Below are 21026 nucleotides of genomic sequence, written 5' to 3'. Positions count from 1 at the left end.
TCTAGGCTGGCGCTACAAGAAACATCGGCGTATCTAATTTCTGGAGCACCATGACTCAGCAGACGTCCGTCGCGCCGACGGACTCCGAGCTCGATCCCGAGCTCAAGCGGATCGCGATCGCGGTGATCACCGGCGCCATCGCGGTCATCCTGGACACCACGATCGTCAGCGTCGCCCTGCACGACCTCAGCGGCGCCCTCGACGCCTCCGTCGAGACGATCCAGTGGGTGAGCACGGCGTACCTGCTCGCGATGTTCGTCAGCATCCCCATCTCCGGCTGGGCGCAGGGCCGGCTCGGCGCGAAGCGGCTGTGGCTGATCGCGCTGGTGGTCTTCTTCGCCGGATCGGTGCTGTGCGCGCTCGCGTGGAACGCCGAGAGCCTGATCGCCTTCCGCGTCGTCCAGGGCCTCGGCGGCGGCGTGATGATGCCGCTGATGACCACGATCCTGATGCAGGCGGCCCACGGTCGGAACCTCGGGCGCCTGATGGCCGCCGTCAGCCTCCCGGCCGCGCTCGGCCCCATCCTCGGGCCGGTCGTCGGCGGCCTCATCCTCGGTGGCCTCTCGTGGCACTGGCTCTTCCTGGTCAACGTGCCCTTCTGCATCGTCGGCTTCGCGCTCGCGGTCCGGATGCTGCCCGCAGACCCGCCGCCCACCGGCCGGGTCCCCCTCGACGGCGTCGGCCTGGCGCTCGTCGTCCCCGGGGTCGTCGGCGTCATCTACGGCCTCTCCCAGGTCGGCGGTCAGGGTGGCTTCGGCAGCAGCGAAGTCCTCGTCCCGCTGGTCGGCGGCCTGCTGCTGATCGCCGGCTTCGCGGGCTGGTCGCTGCGACGCGGTGCGCGGGCGCTCATCGACGTCCGGATCCTGCGGCACCGACCGCTCACCGTCTCGACGTCGCTGATGTTCCTCGCCGGTGCGGCGCTGTACGGCGCGATGCTGCTGCTCCCCCTCTACTGGCAGGTCGTGCGCGGGCACGACGCGCTCGGTGCCGGGCTGCTGCTGATCCCCCAGGGCGTCGGGGCGCTCGCGTCGCGCACGATCGCCGGGCGGCTGACCGACACGATCGGCGGCCGCTGGGTGGCGGTCGCCGCCTTCCTCGTCATGGCGGCGGCGACGATCCCGTTCGCGTTCGCCGACGCGACGACGCCGCAGTGGTGGCTGCTCGTCGCCCTGCTGGTGCGGGGCTTCGGCATGGGTGCCGCCTTCATCCCGCTGATGACGCTCGCCTACCAGGGACTCGAGCGCCACGAGATGCCGGACGCGAGCATCTTCACCCGCACCGCCCAGCAGGTCGGCGGCTCGTTCGGCGTCGCCGTGCTGGCGGTCGTGGTCGCCAACGTCGGCTTCGACGAGGCGTTCTGGTGGTCGATCGCCTTCACCCTCGTGGCAGCGGGGCTCTCCCTGCTCGTCCCGGCCAAGCCGGTGACCGCCGACCAGTAGATTCACCGCCATGACGCTCCTCGACAGCTGGACGCAGTCCTCGTACGCCGCCGACGGGGTCACCCACCCGACGTACCGCAAGGGCACCGGCCCGGGCGTCATCCTCATCCACGAGATCCCGGGCATCACCCCGGACGTGGTCGCGTTCGCCGAGGAGGTCGTGGCGGCCGGCTTCACCGTCGTGCTGCCGCACCTCTTCGGCACGCCCGAGCGGCCGATGACGCTCGCGTACGTCGGCCAGGTCTTCCCGAAGGTCTGCGTGAGCAAGGAGTTCACGACGATGGCGACCGGGCAGACCTCGCCGGTCGTCGGCTGGCTGCGCGCGCTCGCGCGCGACCTGCACGAGGAGCTCGGCGGTCCCGGGGTCGGCGCGCTCGGCATGTGCTTCACCGGCGGGTTCGCGCTCGCGATGATGGTCGACACGTCCGTCGTCGCCCCGGTGCTCGCGCAGCCGTCGCTGCCGTTCCCGGTCGGCAAGAAGCGCGCCGCCGACCTCAACCTCTCCCCCGCCGACCTCGCCGACGTCCGGGCCCGCGCGGCCGGCGGCTGCCAGGTCCTCGGCCTGCGCTACCGCGACGACGTCGCCGTCGGCACCCGCTTCGACACGCTGACCGCAGAGATCGGCGACGCCTTCATCCGCGTCGAGTTCGACGGCAAGGGCCACTCCACCCTCACCGAGCACCGCCAGCAGGAGGGCGTCGACCGCGTCCTCGCCTTCTTCGCCGACAAGCTCCACTGACCGCGAGTCGTGACTTCTGGTCACCCGAGTCGTGACTTCTGGTCAGCTCCTGCCGCGTCCGATTCCCGCTAGAACGTCGGGCCGCCGAGGCGGACGATGACAGCATGTCACCGACCATCCACGCCCTGTCCGCCGACGTCCTCGACCGCATGCGCAGCACGCAGCCGGCCCTGCCCGTCGAGCCGATCACCGCTGCCGGCGGCGAGCCGCTCCGCTGCTGCCTCCGCGACGCCGCCGCCGGGGAGGCCTGTCTCCTCGCAGGCTACGAGCCGGCGCTGCCGGGTCGCCGTACGCCGAGAAGGGTGCGGTCTTCGTCCACGCCGAGCCGTGCGCCGGACCGGCCGGTGACGCCTACCCCGCCGACTGGGCGCACAAGCCGCAGGTGCTGCGTGCGTACGACGAGCGCGGCTGGATCCACCCCGCGACCCGGGTCCACGACGGTGCCGACCCGGCCGCGTCGCTGGCCGCGGTGCTCGCCGAGCCCGGCGTCGTCCTCGTGCACAGCCGCAACCTCGCGTACGGCTGCTACATGTTCGCCGCGACTCCCGACTCGGGTGACCAAGAGTCCCGACTCGGGTGACCAGAAGTCACGACTCGGCGGGGATGGGGTGGGCTCAGGCGGAGAGGATGAGGCCGGAGGTGGGCACGCCGGTGCCGGCGGTGACGACCAGGTGCTCGACGCCGTCGACCGGGTTGACCGAGGTGCCGCGGACCTGGCGGACGCCCTCCGCGATGCCGTTCATGCCGTGGATGTAGGCCTCGCCGAGCTGGCCGCCGTGGGTGTTCAGCGGGAACGCGCCGTCCACCTCGATCCGACCGTCCGCCACGAACCCGGGCGCCTCGCCGCGACCGCAGAACCCGAGCTCCTCCAGCTGCATCAGCACGTACGGCGTGAAGTGGTCGTAGAGGATGCCCATCCGCATGTCGTCGGGGCCGAGGCCGGACTGCCGCCACAGCTCGCGCCCGACCACGCCCATCTCGGGGATGCCGATGTCGTCGCGGTAGTACGACGTCATCACGAACTGGTCCGCGCCGCTGCCCTGCGCCGCCGCCGAGATGTACGCCGGCGTCTGCTTCAGGTCGCGCGCCCGCTCGGCGGAGACGACGACGAGTGCCTGCGCGCCGTCGGACTCCTGGCAGCAGTCCAGCAGGTGCAGCGGGTCGACGATCATCCGCGAGGCCTGGTGGTCCTCGATCGTGATCGGCTTGCCGTAGAAGAACGCGTTCGGGTTCGTGGCGGCGTGCCGCCGGTCGGCCACGGCCACGGCCCCGAAGTCGCGGGAGGTGGCGCCGTACTCGTGCATGTAGCGGGTCGCCTGCATCGCGACCGTCGCGGCCGGCGTGCCGAGGCCCATCGGGTAGGACCACGCGTTGTCGAGGCCGTTGGTGTTGACCTGGGTCGCCGCGGCGACGGAGAACTGCCCGAAGCGTGACTCCGAGCGCTCGTTGAAGCCGCGGTAGCAGACGACGACATCGGCCACACCGGTCGCGACGGCCATCGCGGCCTGCTGGACGGTCGCGCACGCGGCTCCGCCGCCGTAGTTGATCCGGCTGAAGAACCGCATCTCCTTCATGCCGAGCTCGCGGGCGACGGCGATCTCGGAGGAGGTGTCCATGGTGAACGTCGTCAGGCCGTCGACGTCGTCGACGCTCAGCCCGCAGTCGGCGAGCGCGTGCTGCACCGCCTCCACGGAGAGCTGGAGCTCCGAGCGGCCCGAGGCCTTGGAGAACTCGGTGGCGCCGATGCCGGCGATCGCCGCCTTGCGGTACAGGCTCATGCGACCACCCGCACCGTGCCGGTGACGTGGTCGCCGAGCGAGACCGAGCCGACGACCTTGATCGTCGCGATGCCGTCCTCGACCGACTCCACGGAGCCGCGGAAGGTGAGCGTGTCGTAGGGGTGCGCGGGCGCGCCGAGGCGGATCGCGATGCCCTTGAGCTCGGCGTCCTGACCGAGCCAGTCCACGACGTACTTCTCGACCAGGCCGTTGCTGGTCAGGATGTTCATGAAGATGTCCTTCGACCCGGCCGCCTGGGCGACGTCGCGGTCGTGGTGGACGTCCTGCCAGTCGCGGGTCGCGATCGCGGTGCTCACGATCGTGGTCGGGGTCATCGGCAGGCTCCACTCCGGGATCTGCTCCCCGGCGGTCAACGTCCTCATCAGGCCTTCTTCCACACGGGCAGGGTCAGCTCGTCGTCGATCTTCCGGTAGTCCACGCGCAGCGCCATCCCGATCTCGATCTCGTCGTCAGCCACGTCGACGACCTCGCCGACCATCCGGACGCCCTCGTCGAGGTCGACCAGCGCGATCACGATCGGCAGCTCCTTGCCGGGGACGGGCGGGTAGCGGTGCACCACGTACGAGAAGACCGTGCCGGTGCCCGCCGCGACGACGTGACCGCGGTCGAACTTCCCGCACTCGACGCACGTCGGCCCGGGCGGGAAGCGCAAGGCGCCGCAGGCGTTGCACTTCTGGATCCGCAGCTCGCCAACGGCGGTGCCGTCCCAGAAGAACTGCGAGTCCCGGCCCATCATCGGCCGGATGACACCCGTGCTCATCAGCGCTCCTTCGGGATGAACTTGAGCACCCGGAAGAGCATCGTCGCGACCACCTCGTCGCCCACGTACCAGGTGTTGCGCGAGGTCACGAAGTAGCCCTCGCCCATCGCGGTGTTCTTGGGGCCGGCGACCGAATCGAGCGCCGTCGTCACCCGGAGCTCGTCGCCGACCTTCAGGTAGCGCTCGTAGCTCTGCTCGCAGTTGGTGCCCAGGACGGCCGTGTAGCCCTCGGCCGTCAGGATCTCCATCATCCGGCTCAGCGGGTCGTCGTCGGCGCGTCGCCGGCCGAGCCCGGGCATCGTCCACACCTGCGCCATCGACGGCGGCGCCTCCCCCGTGCGGAAGCGCTCGTTGTCGTAGCCCATGGCGTCGAGCCAGGTGCCGATCGTCGGCTGGTTGACCTCGTACGGCGCCATCGACTCCGACGCCTCACCCAGGGCCTTGATCCGCTCGGCCTCGGCCATGATCCGATCGTGGGCGCTCATCGAGGCACCCGCGGCAGCCCGAGCCCGAACATCGCGATCAGCTCGCGCTGCACCTCCTGCACACCACCACCGAAGGTGAGCACGAGGTTGCGCTTGGCCTGTCCGTCCAGGTAGGTCATCAGGTCGCCGGTCTCCTTGTCCGAGGGGTCGCCGTAGCGGTGCACGATGTCGACCAGGTCGGCGCCGAGGTGCTGCACCTGGTCGGCCGCGAAGACCTTGCTCGACGAGGCGTCGCCGACGGAGATCTCGCCCACCGCGGCGGCGCGGGCGACCTCCCAGTTGAGCAGCTCATTGACCCGGAAGACCGCGGTCACCTCGCCCATCACCCGGCGTACGTCGGGGCGGTCGATCACGCCGGCCTTCGTGGCCCACTCGGCGACCCGGTCGCGCAGCCCCTCGAGACGGCCCGCCGGGCCGAGCATCACGCGCTCGTGGTTGAGCTGGGTCGTGATCAGCTTCCAGCCCTGGTTCTCCTCGCCGACCAGCATGTCGACCGGGACCCGCACGTCGTTGAAGTACGTCGCGTTGACGTGGTGGGACCGGTCGGCCGTGATGATCGGCGTGTGGGAGTAGCCGGGGTCGGTCGTGTCGACGATCAGGATCGAGATGCCCTTGTGCTTCGGGGCGTCCGGGTCGGTGCGCACGGCCAGCCAGAGGTAGTCGGCCTGGTGGCCACCCGTGGTCCAGAGCTTCTGGCCGTTGACCACGTAGTGGTCACCGTCCCGCTTGGCCGTGGTGCGCAGCGACGCCAGGTCGGTGCCGGCGTCGGGCTCGCTGTAGCCGATCGCGAAGTGCACGTCACCCGCGAGGATCCGCTTGAGGAACATGTCCTTCTGCTTCTCGGTGCCGTACCTGATCAGCGTCGGCCCGACGGTCTGCAGCGTCACCGCCGGCAGGTGCACGTCGGCGCGCTGGGCCTCGTTGGCGAAGATCGTCTGCTCGATCTCGCCGAGTCCGTGGCCGCCGTACTCCTTCGGCCAGCCGACGCCCATCCAGCCGTCGTCGCCCATCTGCCGCACCACGCGCTGGTAGGTCTCGCCGTGCCGGTCGAGGGCCATGTCGCGGTGGTCATTGCCGTCGGCGAGGCCCGTGAAGTACGCGCGGAGCTCCGCCTTGAGCGCCCGCTGCGCCTCGGTGAGCTCGAGGTTCTTGGTGGCGGGGTCCTCGACGTGCACGTCCTCGGCCTGCACCTCGAGCGCGTGCACGATGTCGGTGACCCAGGAGAAGTAGCGCGACATCGGGTAGGTGATGTCGACGCCCATGCCGCCGTGGAGGTGGTGGCAGGTGCGCATGGCGGCGGGGCCCTCATGGCAGACCCAGTACGCCGCGACCGCGAGGTCGTCAGCGACGTCGATGCCGTTCACGATCCGCCAGGCCGCGTTGTCGGCGGCGAGGTCGACGGTGCGCGAGGCGATGTAGACGTCGGCGATCTGCATCGCGACCGCCTGGAACTCCGCCAGGGTGCGCCCGAACTGCGTACGTCCCTTGATGTACGTCGCCGTCAGGTCCCGCGCGCCGGCGACCAGGCCGGCGGCGGTGAGGCACTGCCCGGCGACGGCGAGCTCGCGCAGCACCCGTGCGGCGTCGTCGCCCGCCAGCAGCTCGGCGGGTGCGCCGTCGAGGACCACGGTGTGCTGGGTGCTGCCGAAGCTCGACATCGTCTCGAGCAGCTCCACGCCCGCACCCGAGGGGTCGACCAGCGCGACCACGTCACGCTCGCCGTCGTGCGCCGTGACCAGCAGCCGGGCCGATCGGTCGGCGTACGTGACGCCGACCTTGCGGCCGCTGACCGCGCCGTCGGCGTACGTCGTGGCGGGTCCGAAGTCGCGCACCGCCGGGCTCAGCAGCGTCTCACCGGCCGCGACGCCCGGCAGCAGCGCCGCCTGCTGCTCGGCCGAGCCGGCGGCCGCGAGCGTCAGGACGCCGCAGCAGAGGGTCTCCCAGACCGGCAGCTGGACCGCGCGCCGGCCGGTCTCGCGCAGCAACACCGCCACCTCGGTCAGCCCCAGGCCATCGCCGCCGTGCGCCTCCGGCACCGGCAGCGCGAGCAGCCCCGCGGCGGCCAGTGCCGCCCAGGTCGCCTCGGCCCAGGCGTCCGACTCGGCGTCGCCGGCGCGGTCCAGCGCCTCGCGGACGACGGAGCCCACGGCCTCGACGGCCTCCAGATCCTGCGTCACGTACATCTCCTGACACCGTCTCGGGTACGAACAGACTGCGAAAACTGTAACCTGTTCTACTCTAGCCGGACCCGAACGTCGAGAGTGAGGCCCCGTGCGACCACCGACTCCCCGGACGATCCTCAAGGCCACCCTCACGCACCGCGTCTACGTGCCGTACGTGCGGATCCCCGAGGGCCGGATGGTCGAGCTGCCGGGCCGCGGGTCGACGTACGTGACGGACACCCCCGGCCCGAGCCCGGACTCCCCCACCGTGGTGCTGCTGCACGCGGTGGGCTGCACCGGGCTGCTGACCTGGTTCCCGGCGATCGGGCCGCTGTCGCGACGCTTCCGGGTGGTCACGCTCGACCAGCGCTGGCACGGCCGCGGCATCCAGTCCGACGACTTCTCGCTGGCCGACTGCGCCGACGACGTCGCCGCGCTGGTCGACGTGCTGGGGCTCGAGGAGGTCATCGTCGCCGGCTACTCGATGGGCTCGATCATCGCGCAGCGGGTCTGGCGACAGCACCCCGAGCGGGTGGCGGGGCTCGTCCTGTGCGCCACCACCGACCGGTTCCGCGCCTCGGTCCCGGAGCGGGCCTTCCACGCCGGCATGGAGGTCGCGATGTTCGGCACCCGCGGCCTCTCCCGCTCGCGGATCGCCGTCCGCGCCGCCCGGACGACGGCCCGCGCGCTCGACCTCCAGCCCGACGACGTGCACGACTGGGCGTTCGCGGAGTTCCGCAGCACCAGCCCCTGGGCCGTCGGCCAGGCCGTGGCCGCGCTGGGCCGGCACCACTCGCGACCGTGGTTGTCCCGCATCGACGTGCCGACCGCAGTCGTCGTCACCACCCAGGACCACGTGCTCCCGCCGCGCCACCAGCTCGCGCTGGCCCGACGGATCCCCGGGGCGACGATCCACGACATCGTGGCCGGTCATGCCGCGTGCGTGCTCCAGTCGGAGCGGTTCGTGCCGGCGTTCCTCGAGGCGGTCACCACGGTCAACGCGCGGCGTCGCGACTTCAGCCGCCGGAAGCCGCCTTCTTCTTCCGTGCCTGCTTGATCGACGCGGGCGACTTCTTCCGACCGACCGCCGCGGTCAGGGTGGCGAGCTCGACGGGGAACCGGTCGACCAGGTCGTCGACGTCCGGGAGCGACTCGCGGCACGCGATGATCCCGACGTGCACCTGGCCGTTGTTGGAGGCCACGGTGATGTTCAGGCCGGCTCCGTGGAAGACCGGCCCCAACGGGTAGAGGCCGTCGATCCGGGCGCCCATGAAGTAGAGCGGCACCGGCGGGCCGGGGACGTTGGAGATGACCAGGTTGTGCACGACCGGGTGCTTCTCGGGCAGCTTCAGGCCGGCGTACGTGCGCACGGCGAGGCCGAAGGTGCGCGGCGCGGCGAACTCCGCCCAGTCCTGGAGCGAGTCGGCGCTGATCGCCTGGTGGTGCTCCTTGGCGTTCTTGTTGCGCTCGGCCATGTCCTGGAGCCGCTCGAGCGGGTCCTCGGTGTCGGTGCCCAGCTTGGCGAAGAGCGCCGAGACCTTGTTGGCGCCGCCGGAACGTCGCGACTCCTCGCGCACCGAGACCGGCACGGTCGCCAGCAGCGAGCTCGACGGGAGCTCGTCGCGGTCGAGGAGGTAGGCCCGCAACGCGCCGCCCGCGATGGCCAGCACCACGTCGTTGACCGTGGTCCCGGTGGCGTTCTTGACGTGGCGGATCTCCTCCAGGTCCAGGTCGGCGAGCGCGATGACGCGGTGGCCGGTGATGGTGCCGTTGAAGGATGTGCGCGGGGCCGAGAACGGCGCGGCCATCGCCGTACCCGCCCGGGCGCGGCCGACCGTCTTCGTGACGAGCTGCGCCGACGGTGTCACCAGGCGTACGGCGTTGAGCGGTCGCGTGAAGGTGGTGACCAGGGCGCGGCCGAGGAGCTCGCTCTGGCTCGGCTCGTGGCCGCGCTCGTGGGACTCGGGCTCGGCGATCGGCGGCTGGTCGGCCTCGAGGCTGCAGAGGTGGAAGAGCAGGTTGGAGCCGGAGACGCCGTCGACGGTCGCGTGGTGCATCTTCATGAAGACGACGACCTTGCCGTCGTCGTACCCCTCGATCACCCACATCTCCCACAGCGGTCGCGAGCGGTCCAGCGGGAGGCCGGCGAGGTGGCTGGTGAGCTCGGCCAGCTCGGCGCGGCCGCCCGGCGAGGGCAGGGCGAGCCGGTGCACGTGCCGGTCGATGTCGAAGTGCCGGTCGTGGACCCAGATCGGGTGGTCGAGGCCCAGCGGCACCTTGCGCAGCCGGCGGGTGAACTCCGGGAGGTCGCGGACCCGGCGGTCCACCTCGTCGCGGAACGCCGCGAAGCCGTAGCCGCCCGGCATCGTGCTCGGGTCCAGCACGATCACGCCGCACACGTGCATCAGCTGCGCGGGCGTCTCCAGGTAGAGGAAGCTCGCGTCGAGCCCCGACAACCGATCCATGATCTCCCTCTCCCTGGTGGAACCCGTTCTACTTCCAACGAGGTCTACCCCCGAACGGCACGCGTGACGCCCCTCACCGACGTTCTACATTGGTAGGCATGGGTTTCCTCCGCCGCCAGCTCGTCACCGCCGCTCTGACCGCGAACGCGATCCGCCCGGTCCCGGGCTACCGGGCGAGCATCCCGTCGTTCTTCGCCGGCTGGTTGACCACCGAGCTCGCACCGCACCTGATGGCCGTCACCGCCGCCGACACCGCCGCGCACGTTTCCAGAAGAACGGCAGAGCGCCGTCGACCGCGGCGTCGTCTCGGACTGGTGCTCGCCGGGCTCAACCTGGCCGGCCAGGCGTTCCTCGTCGACCAGGCCCGCCGGGCCGGCTCGAAGGTGGAGGACGCGCTCGTCGAGGGGCTCGGCGTCGACTACGTCGAGCAGCTCGACGCCAAGCCGACCCCCGCCGAGCTCGCGACTCCGTGGCGGCGGCTGGTCAACCCGTTCCGGATGCGCAACGTCGACGTCGTGGTCGAGAAGAACATCCCGTACGCCCCCGAGCACGGCAAGCGCGGGCTGCTCGACGTCTACCGCCCGGCGGCCGGCACGGACGGCCGCGCACCGGTGCTGCTCCAGGTGCACGGCGGTGCCTGGACGATCGGCAACAAGGACCAGCAGGGCATCCCGCTGATGCAGCACCTCGCCGCCAAGGGCTGGATCTGCGTGGCGATCAACTACCGGCTCGCACCGCGCGACCCGTTCCCGGCCCAGATCGTCGACGTGAAGCGCGCGATCGCCTGGATCCGCGACCACGTCGCGGAGTACGGCGGCGACCCCGACTACATCGCCATCACCGGTGGCTCGGCCGGCGGCCACCTGACCGCGCTGGCCGCCGTCACCGCCAACGACCCCGACCTCCAGCCCGGCTTCGAGGACGCCGACACCAGCGTCGCCGTCGCCGTGCCGCACTACGGCGTCTACGACTTCGCCGGCTCGACCGGGCTGCACAGCGCCGAGCTGATGCGCGACCAGTTCCTCGCGCCGCGCGTCGTACGCCGTCGCTGGGCCGAGGCTCCCGACGTCTTCGAGGCCGGAACTCCCCTGCTGCACGTCGGCAAGGACGCCCCGGACTTCTTCGTCATCCACGGTGCCCACGACTCCCTCGTCGCCGTCGACCAGGCCCGCTTGTTCGTCAGCCGGCTGCGCGAGGTCTCCGGCGCCACCGTCACCTACGCCGAGCTCCCCGGCACCCAGCACGCCTTCGACGTGTTCCCGTCCATCCGCTCCGCCCACGTGGTCCGCGCCATCGACCGCTACCTGCACTGGCACTGGAACGGCTGGCGCCGCGAGCGCGACGGCGTCACCGCCTGACGGCTGACGTCGGCTGACCCAGCGGACAGCGACTCGGCACCTGCGACGGAGGTCCGCACCCGGCCCGGCTGCCTACGGTCGCTGACGTGCATCACCATCCCTCCGGCCCGCTCGTGGCCGCCCTGCTCGTCCTCGCCCTCGCGACCTCCGGCTGCGGCATCCCCGCCACCGGCGGGTCCGACGACGACGACGTCCCCACCGGTCCGATCGACACCGGCCGACGGACGGTCAGCAAGCTCGACCACGACCTCCTCGCGGCCCTCCAGGACGCCGCACGCGACGCGCAGGAGGACGGCATCGAGCTGGTCGTCACCAGCGGGTGGCGCAGCAAGGCACACCAGCGACGTCTCCTCGCCCAGGCCGTGACCAGGTACGGCAGCGAGGCCGAGGCGCGCCGCTACGTCGCCACCCCGAGGACGTCCGCGCACGTCACCGGGGACGCCGTCGACGTCGGTCCGACCGACGGCGCCTACTGGTTGGACCGGCACGGGGCCGACTACGGGCTCTGCCAGGTCTTCGCCAACGAGATCTGGCACTTCGAGCTGGCCACGTCGCCCGGCGGCGAGTGCCCCGCGCTGCTGCCGGACGGCGCCAGCCGCTGACACCACAATGGCGTCATGGACACGGTCTCGTTCCGGCTCTGGCCGCCCGTGGGCATCGGCGCGCCGCTGCTCGCCGGCTGGCTGGTCACGGCGCAGTGGGGCGACCCGGTCGACCTCGGCGGGTGGCGGGTGCCGGTCGGCTGGGCGCTGAGCCTCGCGTTCGTCGTCTGGAACGGCTGGTCGCTGTGGCTCTTCGCCCGGCACGAGACCGGCCTGCTGCCGGGTCAGGCGACGCAGTCGATGATCGAGGAAGGCCCCTACCGCCTCTCCCGCAACCCGCTGTACGTCGGCCTGCTGGCGCTCTACCTCGGCGTCGCGCTGCTCGTCCCGACGTTCTGGGGCCTCGTCCTCCTCCCGGCCGCCGTCCTGCTCGTGCGCTGGGGCGCGATCCGGCCCGAGGAGCGGTTCCTGCACGAGCGGTTCGGGGCGGCGTACGACGACTACACCCGACGGGTCCGCCGCTGGCTGTGAGAGCGGCCTAGGCTCGGGGGATGAACGACCAGACGATGGCAGGGCGCACGGTGCTGGTGACCGGCGCCTCCGACGGCATCGGGGCGGAGGCCGCGCGGGTGCTCGCGGCCCGGGGCGCCACGGTCCACGTGACGGGGCGTTCCGCCGACAAGCTCCGTCCGGTCGCCGAGGCGGTGGGCACCGAGCCGCTGGTGGCCGACTTCTCGCGGCTCGACGACGTACGCCGGCTGGCCGACCAGGTCGGCGAGCGCGTCGGGTCGCTCGACGTGCTGCTGAACAACGCCGGCGGCACGTTCGCCCCCTCGAAGCGGACCCACGACGGCCACGAGCCGAACTTCCAGATCAACCACCTGGCGCCGTTCCTGCTCACCCACCTGCTGCGCCCCCGGCTCCAGGCCGCCGGGTCGGCGCTGGTCGTCAACACCTCCAGCATCGCCAACCTCGGCGGCAAGGTCGTGCTCGACGACCTCGACTACGAGCACCGTCGGGCGATCGAGTTCCGGGCCTACGGTACCGGCAAGCTGATGAACATCCTCTTCACCCGTGGGCTCTCCCAGCGGTGGCCCGGCGACGGCATCGTGTCGGTCGCCGTGCACCCCGGCCCGGTGGGCAGCTCCTTCGGCCGCGACTCCTGGCTGGTCGGCCTGGCCTACCGCACCCCGCTCAAGCGGTTCGCCACGATCAGCGTCCCGGACGGCGCCGCACCGCTCGTCGCGCTCGCCGAGCGCGGCGCCGACCCCGAGATCGACGGGCGCTACTTCAGCCGCTTCGACATCGACGGCCGCGAGAACAAGCAGGCCCACGACCCAGCGCTGATCCAGGGCCTGTGGGAGCGGTCGGCGGCCCTGGTGGGCGTCCCGGCATAGGAAGGCAGCGGCCATGGACCTCGACCTGTTCGCAGGCATCCCGGTGACGGACTACGACCGGGGCGTCGCGTGGCTGGAGCGACTGCTCGGGCACCCGGCGGCGTTCCGAGCCCACGAGACCGAGAGCGTCTGGGAGCTGGCCGAGCACCGCTACGTCTACGTCGTCCTCGAGCCTGAGCACGCCGGCCACGCGCTCGTGACGGCGTTCCTCGGCGACCTGGACGGGTTCCTCGCCGGCGCGGCCGAGCGCGGGCTCGAGCCCGATCACCGCGAGCTCTACGACAACGGCGTCCGCAAGGCGATCTTCCGCGACCCCGACGGCAACGAGATCGGCTTCGGCGGCGCCCCGACCGAGGACGACCAGCAGGAGTAGACGCGTGGACCTGGAGTTCTCCGGAGACGTCTGGCACTGGCGCGGACCGGCACCCCACCACTTCGTGTGGGTGCCCGAGGACGACGCCGCGCAGATCGAGGACGTCGCCGCGGCGGTGACCTACGGCTGGGGGATGATCCCGGTCACCGTGCACCTCGGCGGCTCGACGTGGACCACCTCCCTGTGGCCGAAGGACGGCGGCTACATCGTGCCGCTCAAGCTCGCCGTACGACGGGCCGAAGAGGTCGACGTCGGCGACACCGTCGCGATCCGGCTGACCCTCGACGTCTAGCTGCTCCTGGCATCGACTCGCCGTATGCACGCACGTGTGTTCATCTTGAACGCACGTGCGTGCAAGAAATCTGACCAGGTGCGTGGCTGGTGTCCCGGAGTCAGCGCGGCAGGCCGAGGATCCGCTCCCCCGCGACGTTGCGCAGGATCTGCGTCGTACCGCCAGCGATCGACAGGCAGCGGGTGTTGAGCATCTCCCACACGTCGGCACGGACGTCGTCGGAGGCGTCGACCAGCACCGCGTCGCCGTGCAGCGAGACGACCAGCTCGGCGCCGTCCTGACGGTTGCGTACGCCGAGGAGCTTGGCCACGCTCGACTCCGCACCGGGCCCCTGGCCGGCGAGCGAGCGCATCGTGCCGCGCACGCCCAGCAGCGCACAGACCGTCGCGAGCGCGATCGAGTGTCCGATGGCCACCCGCTGCGCCACCGTGGCGTCGGCCGCGAGCTCGATGGCCCGCTCGGTGCTCTTCGACAGGCGGGCGGTCGCCATCGCGACCCGTTCGTTGGCGAGCGTGGTGCGGGCCAGCTTCCAGCCGTCGTCCACCTCGCCGACCAGCATGTCGTCCGGCACGAAGACGTCGTCGAGGAAGACCTCGTTGAAGAGCGCCTTGCCGGTGATCTCGCGCAGCGGTCGGACGTCGATGCCCGGGCTGTTCTTCATGTCGACGAGGAAGTAGCTGATGCCCTTGTGCTTGGGCGCATCGGGATTGGTGCGGGCCAGGCAGATGCCCCAGTCGGCGCGCTCGGCGACGGAGTTCCAGACCTTCTGGCCCGACAGCCTCCAGCCGCCGTCGACCTGGGTGGCCTTCGTGCGCAGCGAGGCGAGGTCCGAGCCCGCGCCGGGCTCGGAGAAGAGCTGGCACCAGGTGATGTCGGCGAGGAGCGACGGTCGCACGAACCGCTCCCGCTGCTCGTCGGTGCCGTGCTCGAGGATCGTCGGCACCGCCCAGCCGGCGATCACGATGTCAGGGCGCGTCAGCTCCGCGCGCGCGAGCTCCTGGTCCATCACGACCTGGGTGACGGCGTCCGCCCCGAGCCCGTACGGCGTCGGCCAGTGCGGCGTGAGGTAGCCGGTCTCGACGAAGGCGGCCCGACGCTCCTCGACGGGCAGCGCGGCGATCCGCTCGACCGTCGCGCGGATCTCGTCGCGGATCGGCTCGTCGCGACCGTCGAGGTCGAGCTGCACGCGGCGCCGGGTGCCCGAGACGGCGGCGGTGGTGAGCCGCTCGGCGGCGGCGTCGCTGCCACCGACGAGAGCGCGCAGGCCCAGCGCCCGGCGCAGGTAGAGGTGCGCGTCGTGCTCGAAGGTGAAGCCGATGCCGCCGAGCACCTGGATGCAGGACTTCGCGACCTCGACGGCCCCGTCGAAGACGATCGCCACGGCGACGTCGGCCGCGAACTCCCACTGCTCGTCGTCGCCGGCACCGACCCGGGGGCACACGCACGCGACGTCCCACGCCGCCGCCGTCACCGCCTCGGCGGTCTCCAGCATCTCCGCGCACAGGTGCTTGACGGCCTGGAAGGCGCCGATCTTCTGCCCGAACTGCTCGCGCACCTTCGCGTACTCCACCGCCGTCGCCAGGCACCACCGGGCGACGCCGGCAGCCTCCGCGGCCGCCAGCGTGACCGTCGTACGGCGGAGCAGGGCGTCGGTCAGGTCCGGCACGGCGACCCCGGCCGACCGCTCGACCACCCTCACCGACCCGTACCGGCGGCTCAGGTCGAGCCCGACCGACGAGGACGCCTCGACCGCGTCCCGTGGGTAGAGCGACCAGCCGCCGGACGGGTCGGTGAGGAGGAAGTGCGTGGCGGACGGGACGTCCCACACGACGTCGGTCAGGCCGACGGCGACGACCGCGTCCTCCGGGAGGTCCGGGACGACGAGCGAGGCGACCGCCGGGCCCAGCAGCGGTCCCGGCACCAGCTCGTGGGCGCACGCCTCGAGGGCGACCGCCAGGTCGACCACCGTGCCGCCACCGCCGCCCGCGGCCTCGGGGACGGCGATCGTGGCGATCCCCATCTCCTGGGCCGCCGCCCAGACGTCGCCGAAGCCGGCGTCGGCCTCGGTCTCGGCCGCCCGCGTGAGCTCGCGGCCCTGGAGGTCGGCGGCCCACTTGCGCAGGCTCGCAGCCAGCTCGACGTGCTCGTCGGAGATCCCGATCGACATCCGCATCCTCTGGGTCCGGAACTAGAACGTGTTCCAATCCTACTAGAGTGCGGCCGTGACCACCGACTGGATCGACCACGCACTGGCCGCCAAGGGCTTCATGCCCGAGGACGAGGGCCAGCTGCTGCACCGCTACGCCCGCGAGCGGCTCCCCCACGGCCCGGCCCTCGAGGTCGGCACCTACTGCGGCAAGTCGGCGATCTACATCGGTGCCGCCGCGCGCGAGGTCGGCGGCACGCTCTTCACGGTGGACCACCACCGCGGCTCCGAGGAGAACCAGGCGGGCTGGGAGCACCACGACGCGACGCTCGTGGACCCGGAGCTGGGCGTGATGGACACGATGCCGGTGTTCCGCCGCAACATCGCGCTCGCCGGCCTGGAGGACCAGGTCGTCGCGGTGGTCGGGCGGAGCACCACGGTCGCGGCGCACTGGCGCACTCCCCTGTCGCTGCTCTTCATCGACGGAGGGCACGCCGAGGTGCACGCGCAGAACGACTACTCCGGCTGGGCGCACTGGCTGATGGCGGGCGGGCTGCTCGTCATCCACGACGTCTTCCCGGACCCGGCCGACGGCGGGCAGCCGCCGTACCACGTCTTCCTGCGCGCGCTCGAGAGCGGCGCCTTCACCGAGGTGGAGGCGCTGGGCTCGATGCGCGTGCTCCGCAGGACCTCAGGGGCGGCTGGCCAGCTAACTGATGGGCAGGCTGTCGGCTGACGGGCAGCCGCACTCGAGGCCGAGCTCGGCGAAGTGCGGCGCCAGCGAGGTGCCGCGCATGATGCCGGAGCCGGCCGTGCTGTGCCCCGCGACCTCGCCGAGCGCGTCGACGGCCAGGATCACCGCGGCGGCGGTGTACGACGTGTACTCCACCGGCCAGTACACGTTGCGCGGCTCGCCGTCGGCCTCGTCCTCGTCGCCGTAGACCCAGCCGGTCCAGTAGCGGCCGTCGTCCTCGCGCAGGTGCTGCATGTCCTGGATCAGCGTCAGCGCCCGACGGTGGTCGCCGAGCGTGTCGAGCGCCATCGCGAGCTCGCAGGTCTCGGCGCCGGTCACCCACGGGTTGGTGTCGACGCAGAGGATGCCGAGGCCCGGCCGGACGAAGTCGTCCCACCGACTCTCGAGCAGCTCGAAGGCGTCGCGCCCGCGGACCGCGCCACCGAGGACCGGGTAGTACCAGTCCATCGAGTGCGCCGACTTGTCCTCGAAGAGGTCGCGGTGCTCGCGCACGGCGTGGCCGAGCCGGCCGCCGACGAGCTCCCACTCGGGCTGCGGGTCGTCGAGCAGGTCGGCGAGCGCGACGCCGGCCCGCAGCGACTGGTAGATGCTGGACGAGCCGGTCAGCAGGCAGAAGTCGTCGACCGGCGTCCAGTGGATGCCGCCCCACGACGTCTGCAGCGAGACCACCCAGTCGAGGGCGGCGCGCACGGTCGGCCAGAAGCGCTGCACGAAGCCGATGTCGCGGCGCACCAGCCAGTGGTGCCAGACGCCGACGGCGAGGTACGCCGTCATGTTCACGTCGCCGCGCTCGTCCTCGGGCTCGCCGTTCACGATCTTCATCGGGAAGGAGCCGTCGGCACGCTGCATCGTCGGCATCCAGGCGTAGGCGCGCTCCGCGGCCTCCACCTCGCCGCCGACGAGCATCGCCATCGCCGCCTCGACGTGGTTCCACATGTCGACGTGCTCGCCGACGCTCCACGGCACGGCGCCGCACGGCTCCTGCATCGCGACGATCGACGCCGCCGTGGCTGCGACCTGCTCGGCGGTGAGGATGCCCTCGACGTACGGGAGCTGCGCGAGGGGATCCGTCATGCGACGTCCGGCTTGCGGAAGTAGAGCACCATGCTCTTGCCGATCAGCGGGTCGAGGACCTTGCCGGCGTACTCGAGCGTCTTGGGCTGCTTCATGATCTCCCAGACCAGGAGCTTGTGATACGTCCGGGCGAAGAAGTTGTCGTCGTTGGTCACGCCGACGGCGCACTTGATCCACCAGTACGGCGCGTGCAGGCCGTGGGCGTAGTCCTTGCCCTCGAAGACCATCGCGTCGCCCGGTGTGCCGTCGTTGAACTTGCCGGCCTTGGTGACCTTGTCGATCAGCTCGTGGTCGGTGTAGATCCGGATGTGGCCGCCCGGGGCGTTGTGGTAGTCGTCCGAGAGCTTCCAGTTGATGACCTCGGGCAGCCAACGCGGCACCGAGATCGCCAGGGTGCCACCGGGGCGCAGCACGCGCACGAGCTCGGTGATCGCGTCGACGTCGGCGTGGATGTGCTCGAGCACCTCGGCGGCGACGATGCGGTCGAACTCGCCGTCCGCGAACGGGAGCTGGAGCGCGTCACCCTGCTTGATGTCGGCGGCGGCGCCGGCCGGGACCTCGCCCTGCTCCTTCATGGCGCCGAAGACCTCGAGCACGTTGGCCAGCTCGTCCGCGTCCATGTCGAACGCGACGACGTCGGCACCGCGCCGGTACATCTCGAACGCGTGGCGGCCACCGCCGGCACCCATGTCGAGCACCCGCTCGCCGGGCTGCAGGCCCAGCCGGTCGAAGTCAACGGTCAGCACTGGCGCGCTCCTTCTCGTAGTCGGCGATCACTTCTTCGTAGGCGACGGCGACCTTCGCGGCCACCGCCCGCCAGCTGAACAGCTCCTCGACGCGCTGGCGCCCGGCGGCGCCGTACCGCGCCTGGCGCTCGGGGTCGTCGAGCAGCGCCGCGATCGCGGACTCGAGCTCGCCGACGTCTCCGGGCGTGACCAGGTCGGCGCAGAGGCCGTCGGGGCCGACGACCTCCGGGATGGCGCCGGCGTCGGACGCGATCAGCGGCGTCGCGCACGCCATCAGCTCGGCGGTCGGCAGCGAGAAGCCCTCGTAGAGCGACGGCACGCAGGCGACCTCGGCGGTGCCCATCAGCTCGACCAGCTCGGCGTCGCTGACACCGTGCACGAAGTGCACGTGGTCGCCGATCGACAGCTTGTCGATGAGCTTCTCGGTGCGGCCGCCCGGCTTGGGCTTGGTGACCAGGAAGAGCTCGACGTCGCGCTCGGTGCGCAGCTTGGCGAACGCCTCGAGCAGCGTCGCGATGCCCTTCATCGGGGCGTCGGCGCTGGCCATCGCCATGATCCGGCCCTTGACCCGCGGCTTGGTCGGCGGCACGAACGCGTCGTCGACGCCGAGCAGGATGACCTGCATCCGGGCGGGGTCGACGCCGAAGTCCTTGGCGATGTCGCGCTTGGAGGTCTCCGACGGGGTGAGGATCTTGCGGGCCTGCCGGGCGACAGCGGCCTGCATCTTCACGAAGCCGTACCAGCGGCGCAGGGTGAGCTTGCGCCACGGGTTCCTGGTCGCCGCGATGTCGATGCGGCGGTCGTAGCTGATCGGGTGGTGCAGCGTGGTCAGCAGCGGCAGCCCGAGCTTCTCGATCTCGAGCATCCCGTAGCCGAGGACCTGGTTGTCGTGGACGACGTCGAAGTCGTCGACCCGGTCCTTGAGGGCGCGTACGGCGCGCAGGCTGAACGTCTTGGGCTCGGGGAAGCCGGCCGCGCACATGGTGGCGAACTCCTCGACGTCGATGCGGTCGCGGAACTCCTTGAGCGTCGGCAGCCGGAACGGGTCGGGCTCGCGGTAGAGGTCGAGGCTGGGCAGCTTGGTCAGCTCCACGCCCGGGTCGAGCTCGGGGTAGGGCTGGCCGGAGAACACCTCGACGGAGTGGCCGAGGTTGACCAGCTCACGGCTGAGGTGACGGATGTAGATGCCCTGTCCCCCGCAGTGCGGCTTGCTTCGGTAGGACAGCAATGCGACTCGCATCCGCACCTCAATCTCTCAACAACTCGGACACGATGCCCTCACCAACTGGAACGTGTTCCTATTTTAGACCACGAACAGTTAGCCTAGTGGTCGTAATCAACGGGACTCTCGGGGGTTCTCTAGACTCTGCGGACCAACGTCGTTCCGAACGTCAACGTGCATGGGGGTCCGTGTGAGCAGCGCCAACTCGCTGGCAGTCGAAGATCTCGGCTCGGCCGCGCAGCGCGACCGCCGCAAGCGGATCCTCGACGCCACGATCGCCCTGGCGTCCGAGGGTGGCTTCGACGCCGTCCAGATGCGCGGTGTCGCCGAGCAGGCCGACGTCGCCCTCGGCACGCTCTACCGCTACTTCCCGTCGAAGATCCACCTGCTGGTCTCGGCGCTCCAGCGCGAGTTCGAGCGCTCGGAGACCGCGCTGCGCGACCGCACCGTCGAGGGTGACACCGCGGCCGATCGCGTCATCAACACCCTCAAGCGCACGACCCGCGGCATGCAGAGCGACCCGAAGCTGACCGAGGCCCTCACCCGCGCCTTCATGTTCGCCGATGCCTCCGTCGCCGCCGAGATCCACCAGGTCGGGATGCTGCTGACCACGATGCTCACCCGGGCGATGTACCCCGAGGGCCACGACACCCTCACCGAGGACGACGTCCAGATCGCCCGCGTCATCGGCGACGTCTGGCTCTCCGCCCTGGTCGGCTGGGTCACCGGTCGCAACACCGCCGCCGAGACTGGTCAGCAGATCGAGGTCGCGGTCAAGCTCCTGCTCCGCGACTGACCCCTCAGTCGTCCGCGGGCGGCTCGCTGCGTCCGCACGCCTCGAGGGCCTCATCGACGGTCATCTCGCCGGTCGCGACGCCCTGGAGCGCCGGCAGGTACTGGTGCATGTTCGCGATGTTGCCGTCGATCGTGTTGACGACCAGGGCCGCCGGCACCAGACCGGCATCGGCGTCGAAGGCGGTCTTGAACCGCACCTCGCCGTCGCTCCAGTCCATCTCGAAGTTGCCGATGAGGATGCCGAAGTTGACCCGGGTCATGAACTCCGAGGTCGCCGCGCGGTGCTCGGGCGCCGCGTCGAACTCCGGCTTCGAGTAGACGACGCAGATCCCGTTCGCCATCACGCGCACGTACGCCGTCCACGAGCCCTCGGGTGCCTCGAGAGCGAGCCGGAGCACCTCCTCCTCGTCGGCGACCTGGTAGTCGTACTCGGACTGGCCGAGCAGCTCGATGATCTGGTCGAAGAGCTTGGTCACCG

General features: G+C 71.2%; 23 protein-coding genes. 12 read left to right on the top strand and 11 right to left on the bottom strand.

Features of this window, described 5'->3' with window-relative positions; translation table 11 throughout:
• The first annotated feature begins 50 nt into the window (after positions 1–50).
• From ACFPYL_RS12480 to ACFPYL_RS12470, 3 genes are all read left to right on the top strand, one after another.
• On the top strand, positions 51–1439 hold the full coding sequence (locus ACFPYL_RS12480) for an MDR family MFS transporter (protein WP_379154337.1): 1389 nt from the start codon (positions 51–53) through the stop codon (positions 1437–1439).
• A gap of 10 nt (positions 1440–1449) precedes the next feature.
• Positions 1450–2178: a dienelactone hydrolase family protein gene (locus ACFPYL_RS12475; protein WP_379154335.1), complete on the top strand. Its 729-nt coding sequence runs from the start codon at positions 1450–1452 to the stop codon at positions 2176–2178.
• 214 nt (positions 2179–2392) lie between these two features.
• Positions 2393–2758 (top strand): DUF1203 domain-containing protein, encoded by a 366-nt coding sequence (locus ACFPYL_RS12470; RefSeq protein WP_379155455.1) that lies wholly within the window; start codon positions 2393–2395, stop codon positions 2756–2758.
• 34 nt (positions 2759–2792) lie between these two features.
• Here the strand turns inward: ACFPYL_RS12470 and ACFPYL_RS12465 are convergent, their stop codons facing one another.
• From ACFPYL_RS12465 to ACFPYL_RS12445, 5 genes are read right to left on the bottom strand one after another with little or no spacing between them, the layout of a single operon-like run.
• On the bottom strand, positions 2793–3956 hold the full coding sequence (locus ACFPYL_RS12465; RefSeq protein WP_379154333.1) for a lipid-transfer protein: 1164 nt from the start codon (positions 3954–3956) through the stop codon (positions 2793–2795).
• Positions 3953–4339, bottom strand: a complete 387-nt coding sequence (locus ACFPYL_RS12460; RefSeq protein ID WP_379154331.1) for a MaoC family dehydratase — start codon at positions 4337–4339, stop codon at positions 3953–3955. The genes ACFPYL_RS12465 and ACFPYL_RS12460 overlap by 4 nt, the downstream gene beginning before the upstream one ends.
• The gene (locus ACFPYL_RS12455) at positions 4339–4737 is read right to left on the bottom strand and encodes a Zn-ribbon domain-containing OB-fold protein (RefSeq protein ID WP_379154329.1); all 399 of its coding nucleotides are present in this window, start codon (positions 4735–4737) and stop codon (positions 4339–4341) included. Before ACFPYL_RS12455 ends, ACFPYL_RS12460 begins: the two co-directional genes overlap by 1 nt.
• A complete protein-coding gene (locus ACFPYL_RS12450) occupies positions 4737–5222 on the bottom strand; it encodes an FAS1-like dehydratase domain-containing protein (protein ID WP_379154327.1) in 486 nt (161 codons plus the stop codon). Before ACFPYL_RS12450 ends, ACFPYL_RS12455 begins: the two co-directional genes overlap by 1 nt.
• Complete coding sequence (locus ACFPYL_RS12445; RefSeq protein WP_379154325.1) at positions 5219–7399, bottom strand: acyl-CoA dehydrogenase; 2181 nt, start codon at positions 7397–7399, stop codon at positions 5219–5221. Before ACFPYL_RS12445 ends, ACFPYL_RS12450 begins: the two co-directional genes overlap by 4 nt.
• A 94-nt stretch (positions 7400–7493) precedes the next feature.
• Between ACFPYL_RS12445 and ACFPYL_RS12440 the strand changes: the two genes are divergently transcribed.
• Positions 7494–8441: an alpha/beta fold hydrolase gene (locus tag ACFPYL_RS12440; RefSeq protein WP_379154323.1), complete on the top strand. Its 948-nt coding sequence runs from the start codon at positions 7494–7496 to the stop codon at positions 8439–8441.
• Here ACFPYL_RS12440 and ACFPYL_RS12435 read toward each other — a convergent pair.
• Complete coding sequence (locus tag ACFPYL_RS12435; RefSeq protein WP_379154321.1) at positions 8401–9849, bottom strand: WS/DGAT/MGAT family O-acyltransferase; 1449 nt, start codon at positions 9847–9849, stop codon at positions 8401–8403. The two genes, ACFPYL_RS12440 and ACFPYL_RS12435, sit on opposite strands and share 41 nt — an antisense overlap.
• 98 nt (positions 9850–9947) lie before the next feature.
• Between ACFPYL_RS12435 and ACFPYL_RS12430 the strand changes: the two genes are divergently transcribed.
• The 6 genes from ACFPYL_RS12430 to ACFPYL_RS12405 all read left to right on the top strand — a co-directional run bounded on the left by ACFPYL_RS12430 (position 9948) and on the right by ACFPYL_RS12405 (position 13811).
• Complete coding sequence (locus ACFPYL_RS12430) at positions 9948–11207, top strand: alpha/beta hydrolase fold domain-containing protein (RefSeq protein WP_379154319.1); 1260 nt, start codon at positions 9948–9950, stop codon at positions 11205–11207.
• Positions 11208–11293: 86 nt separating this feature from the next.
• Positions 11294–11809, top strand: a complete 516-nt coding sequence (locus tag ACFPYL_RS12425) for a M15 family metallopeptidase (protein ID WP_379154317.1) — start codon at positions 11294–11296, stop codon at positions 11807–11809.
• Positions 11810–11824: 15 nt separating this feature from the next.
• Positions 11825–12280 (top strand): methyltransferase family protein, encoded by a 456-nt coding sequence (locus ACFPYL_RS12420; protein ID WP_379154315.1) that lies wholly within the window; start codon positions 11825–11827, stop codon positions 12278–12280.
• A 20-nt stretch (positions 12281–12300) separates the two neighbouring features.
• Positions 12301–13146 carry an SDR family NAD(P)-dependent oxidoreductase gene (locus ACFPYL_RS12415; protein WP_379154313.1) on the top strand — a complete coding sequence of 282 codons (846 nt, stop codon included), beginning with the start codon at positions 12301–12303 and terminating at the stop codon, positions 13144–13146.
• A 13-nt stretch (positions 13147–13159) separates the two neighbouring features.
• On the top strand, positions 13160–13519 hold the full coding sequence (locus ACFPYL_RS12410; protein ID WP_379154311.1) for a VOC family protein: 360 nt from the start codon (positions 13160–13162) through the stop codon (positions 13517–13519).
• A 4-nt stretch (positions 13520–13523) separates the two neighbouring features.
• Complete coding sequence (locus tag ACFPYL_RS12405; RefSeq protein WP_379154309.1) at positions 13524–13811, top strand: DUF1905 domain-containing protein; 288 nt, start codon at positions 13524–13526, stop codon at positions 13809–13811.
• A 100-nt stretch (positions 13812–13911) separates the two neighbouring features.
• Here ACFPYL_RS12405 and ACFPYL_RS12400 read toward each other — a convergent pair whose 3' ends face one another.
• A complete protein-coding gene (locus tag ACFPYL_RS12400; protein ID WP_379154308.1) occupies positions 13912–15978 on the bottom strand; it encodes an acyl-CoA dehydrogenase family protein in 2067 nt (688 codons plus the stop codon).
• 55 nt (positions 15979–16033) lie between these two features.
• Between ACFPYL_RS12400 and ACFPYL_RS12395 the strand changes: the two genes are divergently transcribed.
• Complete coding sequence (locus ACFPYL_RS12395) at positions 16034–16693, top strand: class I SAM-dependent methyltransferase (protein ID WP_379154306.1); 660 nt, start codon at positions 16034–16036, stop codon at positions 16691–16693.
• Here the strand turns inward: ACFPYL_RS12395 and ACFPYL_RS12390 are convergent.
• From ACFPYL_RS12390 to ACFPYL_RS12380, 3 genes are read right to left on the bottom strand one after another with little or no spacing between them, the layout of a single operon-like run.
• On the bottom strand, positions 16667–17785 hold the full coding sequence (locus ACFPYL_RS12390) for a prenyltransferase (RefSeq protein ID WP_379154304.1): 1119 nt from the start codon (positions 17783–17785) through the stop codon (positions 16667–16669). The genes ACFPYL_RS12395 and ACFPYL_RS12390 overlap by 27 nt on opposite strands.
• A complete protein-coding gene (locus ACFPYL_RS12385) occupies positions 17782–18531 on the bottom strand; it encodes a class I SAM-dependent methyltransferase (RefSeq protein WP_379154302.1) in 750 nt (249 codons plus the stop codon). Before ACFPYL_RS12385 ends, ACFPYL_RS12390 begins: the two co-directional genes overlap by 4 nt.
• Positions 18518–19771, bottom strand: a complete 1254-nt coding sequence (locus tag ACFPYL_RS12380; protein ID WP_379154300.1) for a glycosyltransferase family 4 protein — start codon at positions 19769–19771, stop codon at positions 18518–18520. The genes ACFPYL_RS12385 and ACFPYL_RS12380 overlap by 14 nt, the downstream gene beginning before the upstream one ends.
• 172 nt (positions 19772–19943) lie before the next feature.
• Between ACFPYL_RS12380 and ACFPYL_RS12375 the strand changes: the two genes are divergently transcribed.
• Complete coding sequence (locus ACFPYL_RS12375) at positions 19944–20549, top strand: TetR family transcriptional regulator (RefSeq protein ID WP_379154298.1); 606 nt, start codon at positions 19944–19946, stop codon at positions 20547–20549.
• Between the two features lie 4 nt (positions 20550–20553).
• On the opposite strand, the gene ACFPYL_RS12370 is transcribed toward ACFPYL_RS12375, so the two are convergent.
• Positions 20554–21024 (bottom strand): YbjN domain-containing protein, encoded by a 471-nt coding sequence (locus tag ACFPYL_RS12370; RefSeq protein ID WP_379154296.1) that lies wholly within the window; start codon positions 21022–21024, stop codon positions 20554–20556.
• Between the last annotated feature and the right edge of the window lie 2 nt (positions 21025–21026).

Origin of the sequence: Nocardioides hankookensis (assembly GCF_042658885.1) — a bacterium.
Taxonomy (GTDB): Bacteria; Actinomycetota; Actinomycetes; order Propionibacteriales; family Nocardioidaceae; genus Nocardioides; species Nocardioides hankookensis.
This window is presented reverse-complemented; position numbering and strand designations above follow the sequence as displayed.

Bases quoted from the DNA above. Each gene is read 5' to 3' on its own strand.
- ACFPYL_RS12480 (WP_379154337.1), top strand. From the start codon at position 51: ATGACTCAGCAGACGTCCGTCGCGCCGACGGACTCCGAGCTCGATCCC.
- ACFPYL_RS12475 (WP_379154335.1), top strand. From the start codon at position 1,450: ATGACGCTCCTCGACAGCTGGACGCAGTCCTCGTACGCCGCCGACGGG.
- ACFPYL_RS12465 (WP_379154333.1), bottom strand. From the start codon at position 3,956: ATGAGCCTGTACCGCAAGGCGGCGATCGCCGGCATCGGCGCCACCGAG.
- ACFPYL_RS12460 (WP_379154331.1), bottom strand. From the start codon at position 4,339: ATGAGGACGTTGACCGCCGGGGAGCAGATCCCGGAGTGGAGCCTGCCG.
- ACFPYL_RS12455 (WP_379154329.1), bottom strand. From the start codon at position 4,737: ATGAGCACGGGTGTCATCCGGCCGATGATGGGCCGGGACTCGCAGTTC.
- ACFPYL_RS12450 (WP_379154327.1), bottom strand. From the start codon at position 5,222: ATGAGCGCCCACGATCGGATCATGGCCGAGGCCGAGCGGATCAAGGCC.
- ACFPYL_RS12435 (WP_379154321.1), bottom strand. From the start codon at position 9,849: ATGGATCGGTTGTCGGGGCTCGACGCGAGCTTCCTCTACCTGGAGACG.
- ACFPYL_RS12430 (WP_379154319.1), top strand. From the start codon at position 9,948: ATGGGTTTCCTCCGCCGCCAGCTCGTCACCGCCGCTCTGACCGCGAAC.
- ACFPYL_RS12420 (WP_379154315.1), top strand. From the start codon at position 11,825: ATGGACACGGTCTCGTTCCGGCTCTGGCCGCCCGTGGGCATCGGCGCG.
- ACFPYL_RS12415 (WP_379154313.1), top strand. From the start codon at position 12,301: ATGAACGACCAGACGATGGCAGGGCGCACGGTGCTGGTGACCGGCGCC.
- ACFPYL_RS12410 (WP_379154311.1), top strand. From the start codon at position 13,160: ATGGACCTCGACCTGTTCGCAGGCATCCCGGTGACGGACTACGACCGG.
- ACFPYL_RS12400 (WP_379154308.1), bottom strand. From the start codon at position 15,978: ATGTCGATCGGGATCTCCGACGAGCACGTCGAGCTGGCTGCGAGCCTG.
- ACFPYL_RS12390 (WP_379154304.1), bottom strand. From the start codon at position 17,785: ATGACGGATCCCCTCGCGCAGCTCCCGTACGTCGAGGGCATCCTCACC.
- ACFPYL_RS12380 (WP_379154300.1), bottom strand. From the start codon at position 19,771: ATGCGAGTCGCATTGCTGTCCTACCGAAGCAAGCCGCACTGCGGGGGA.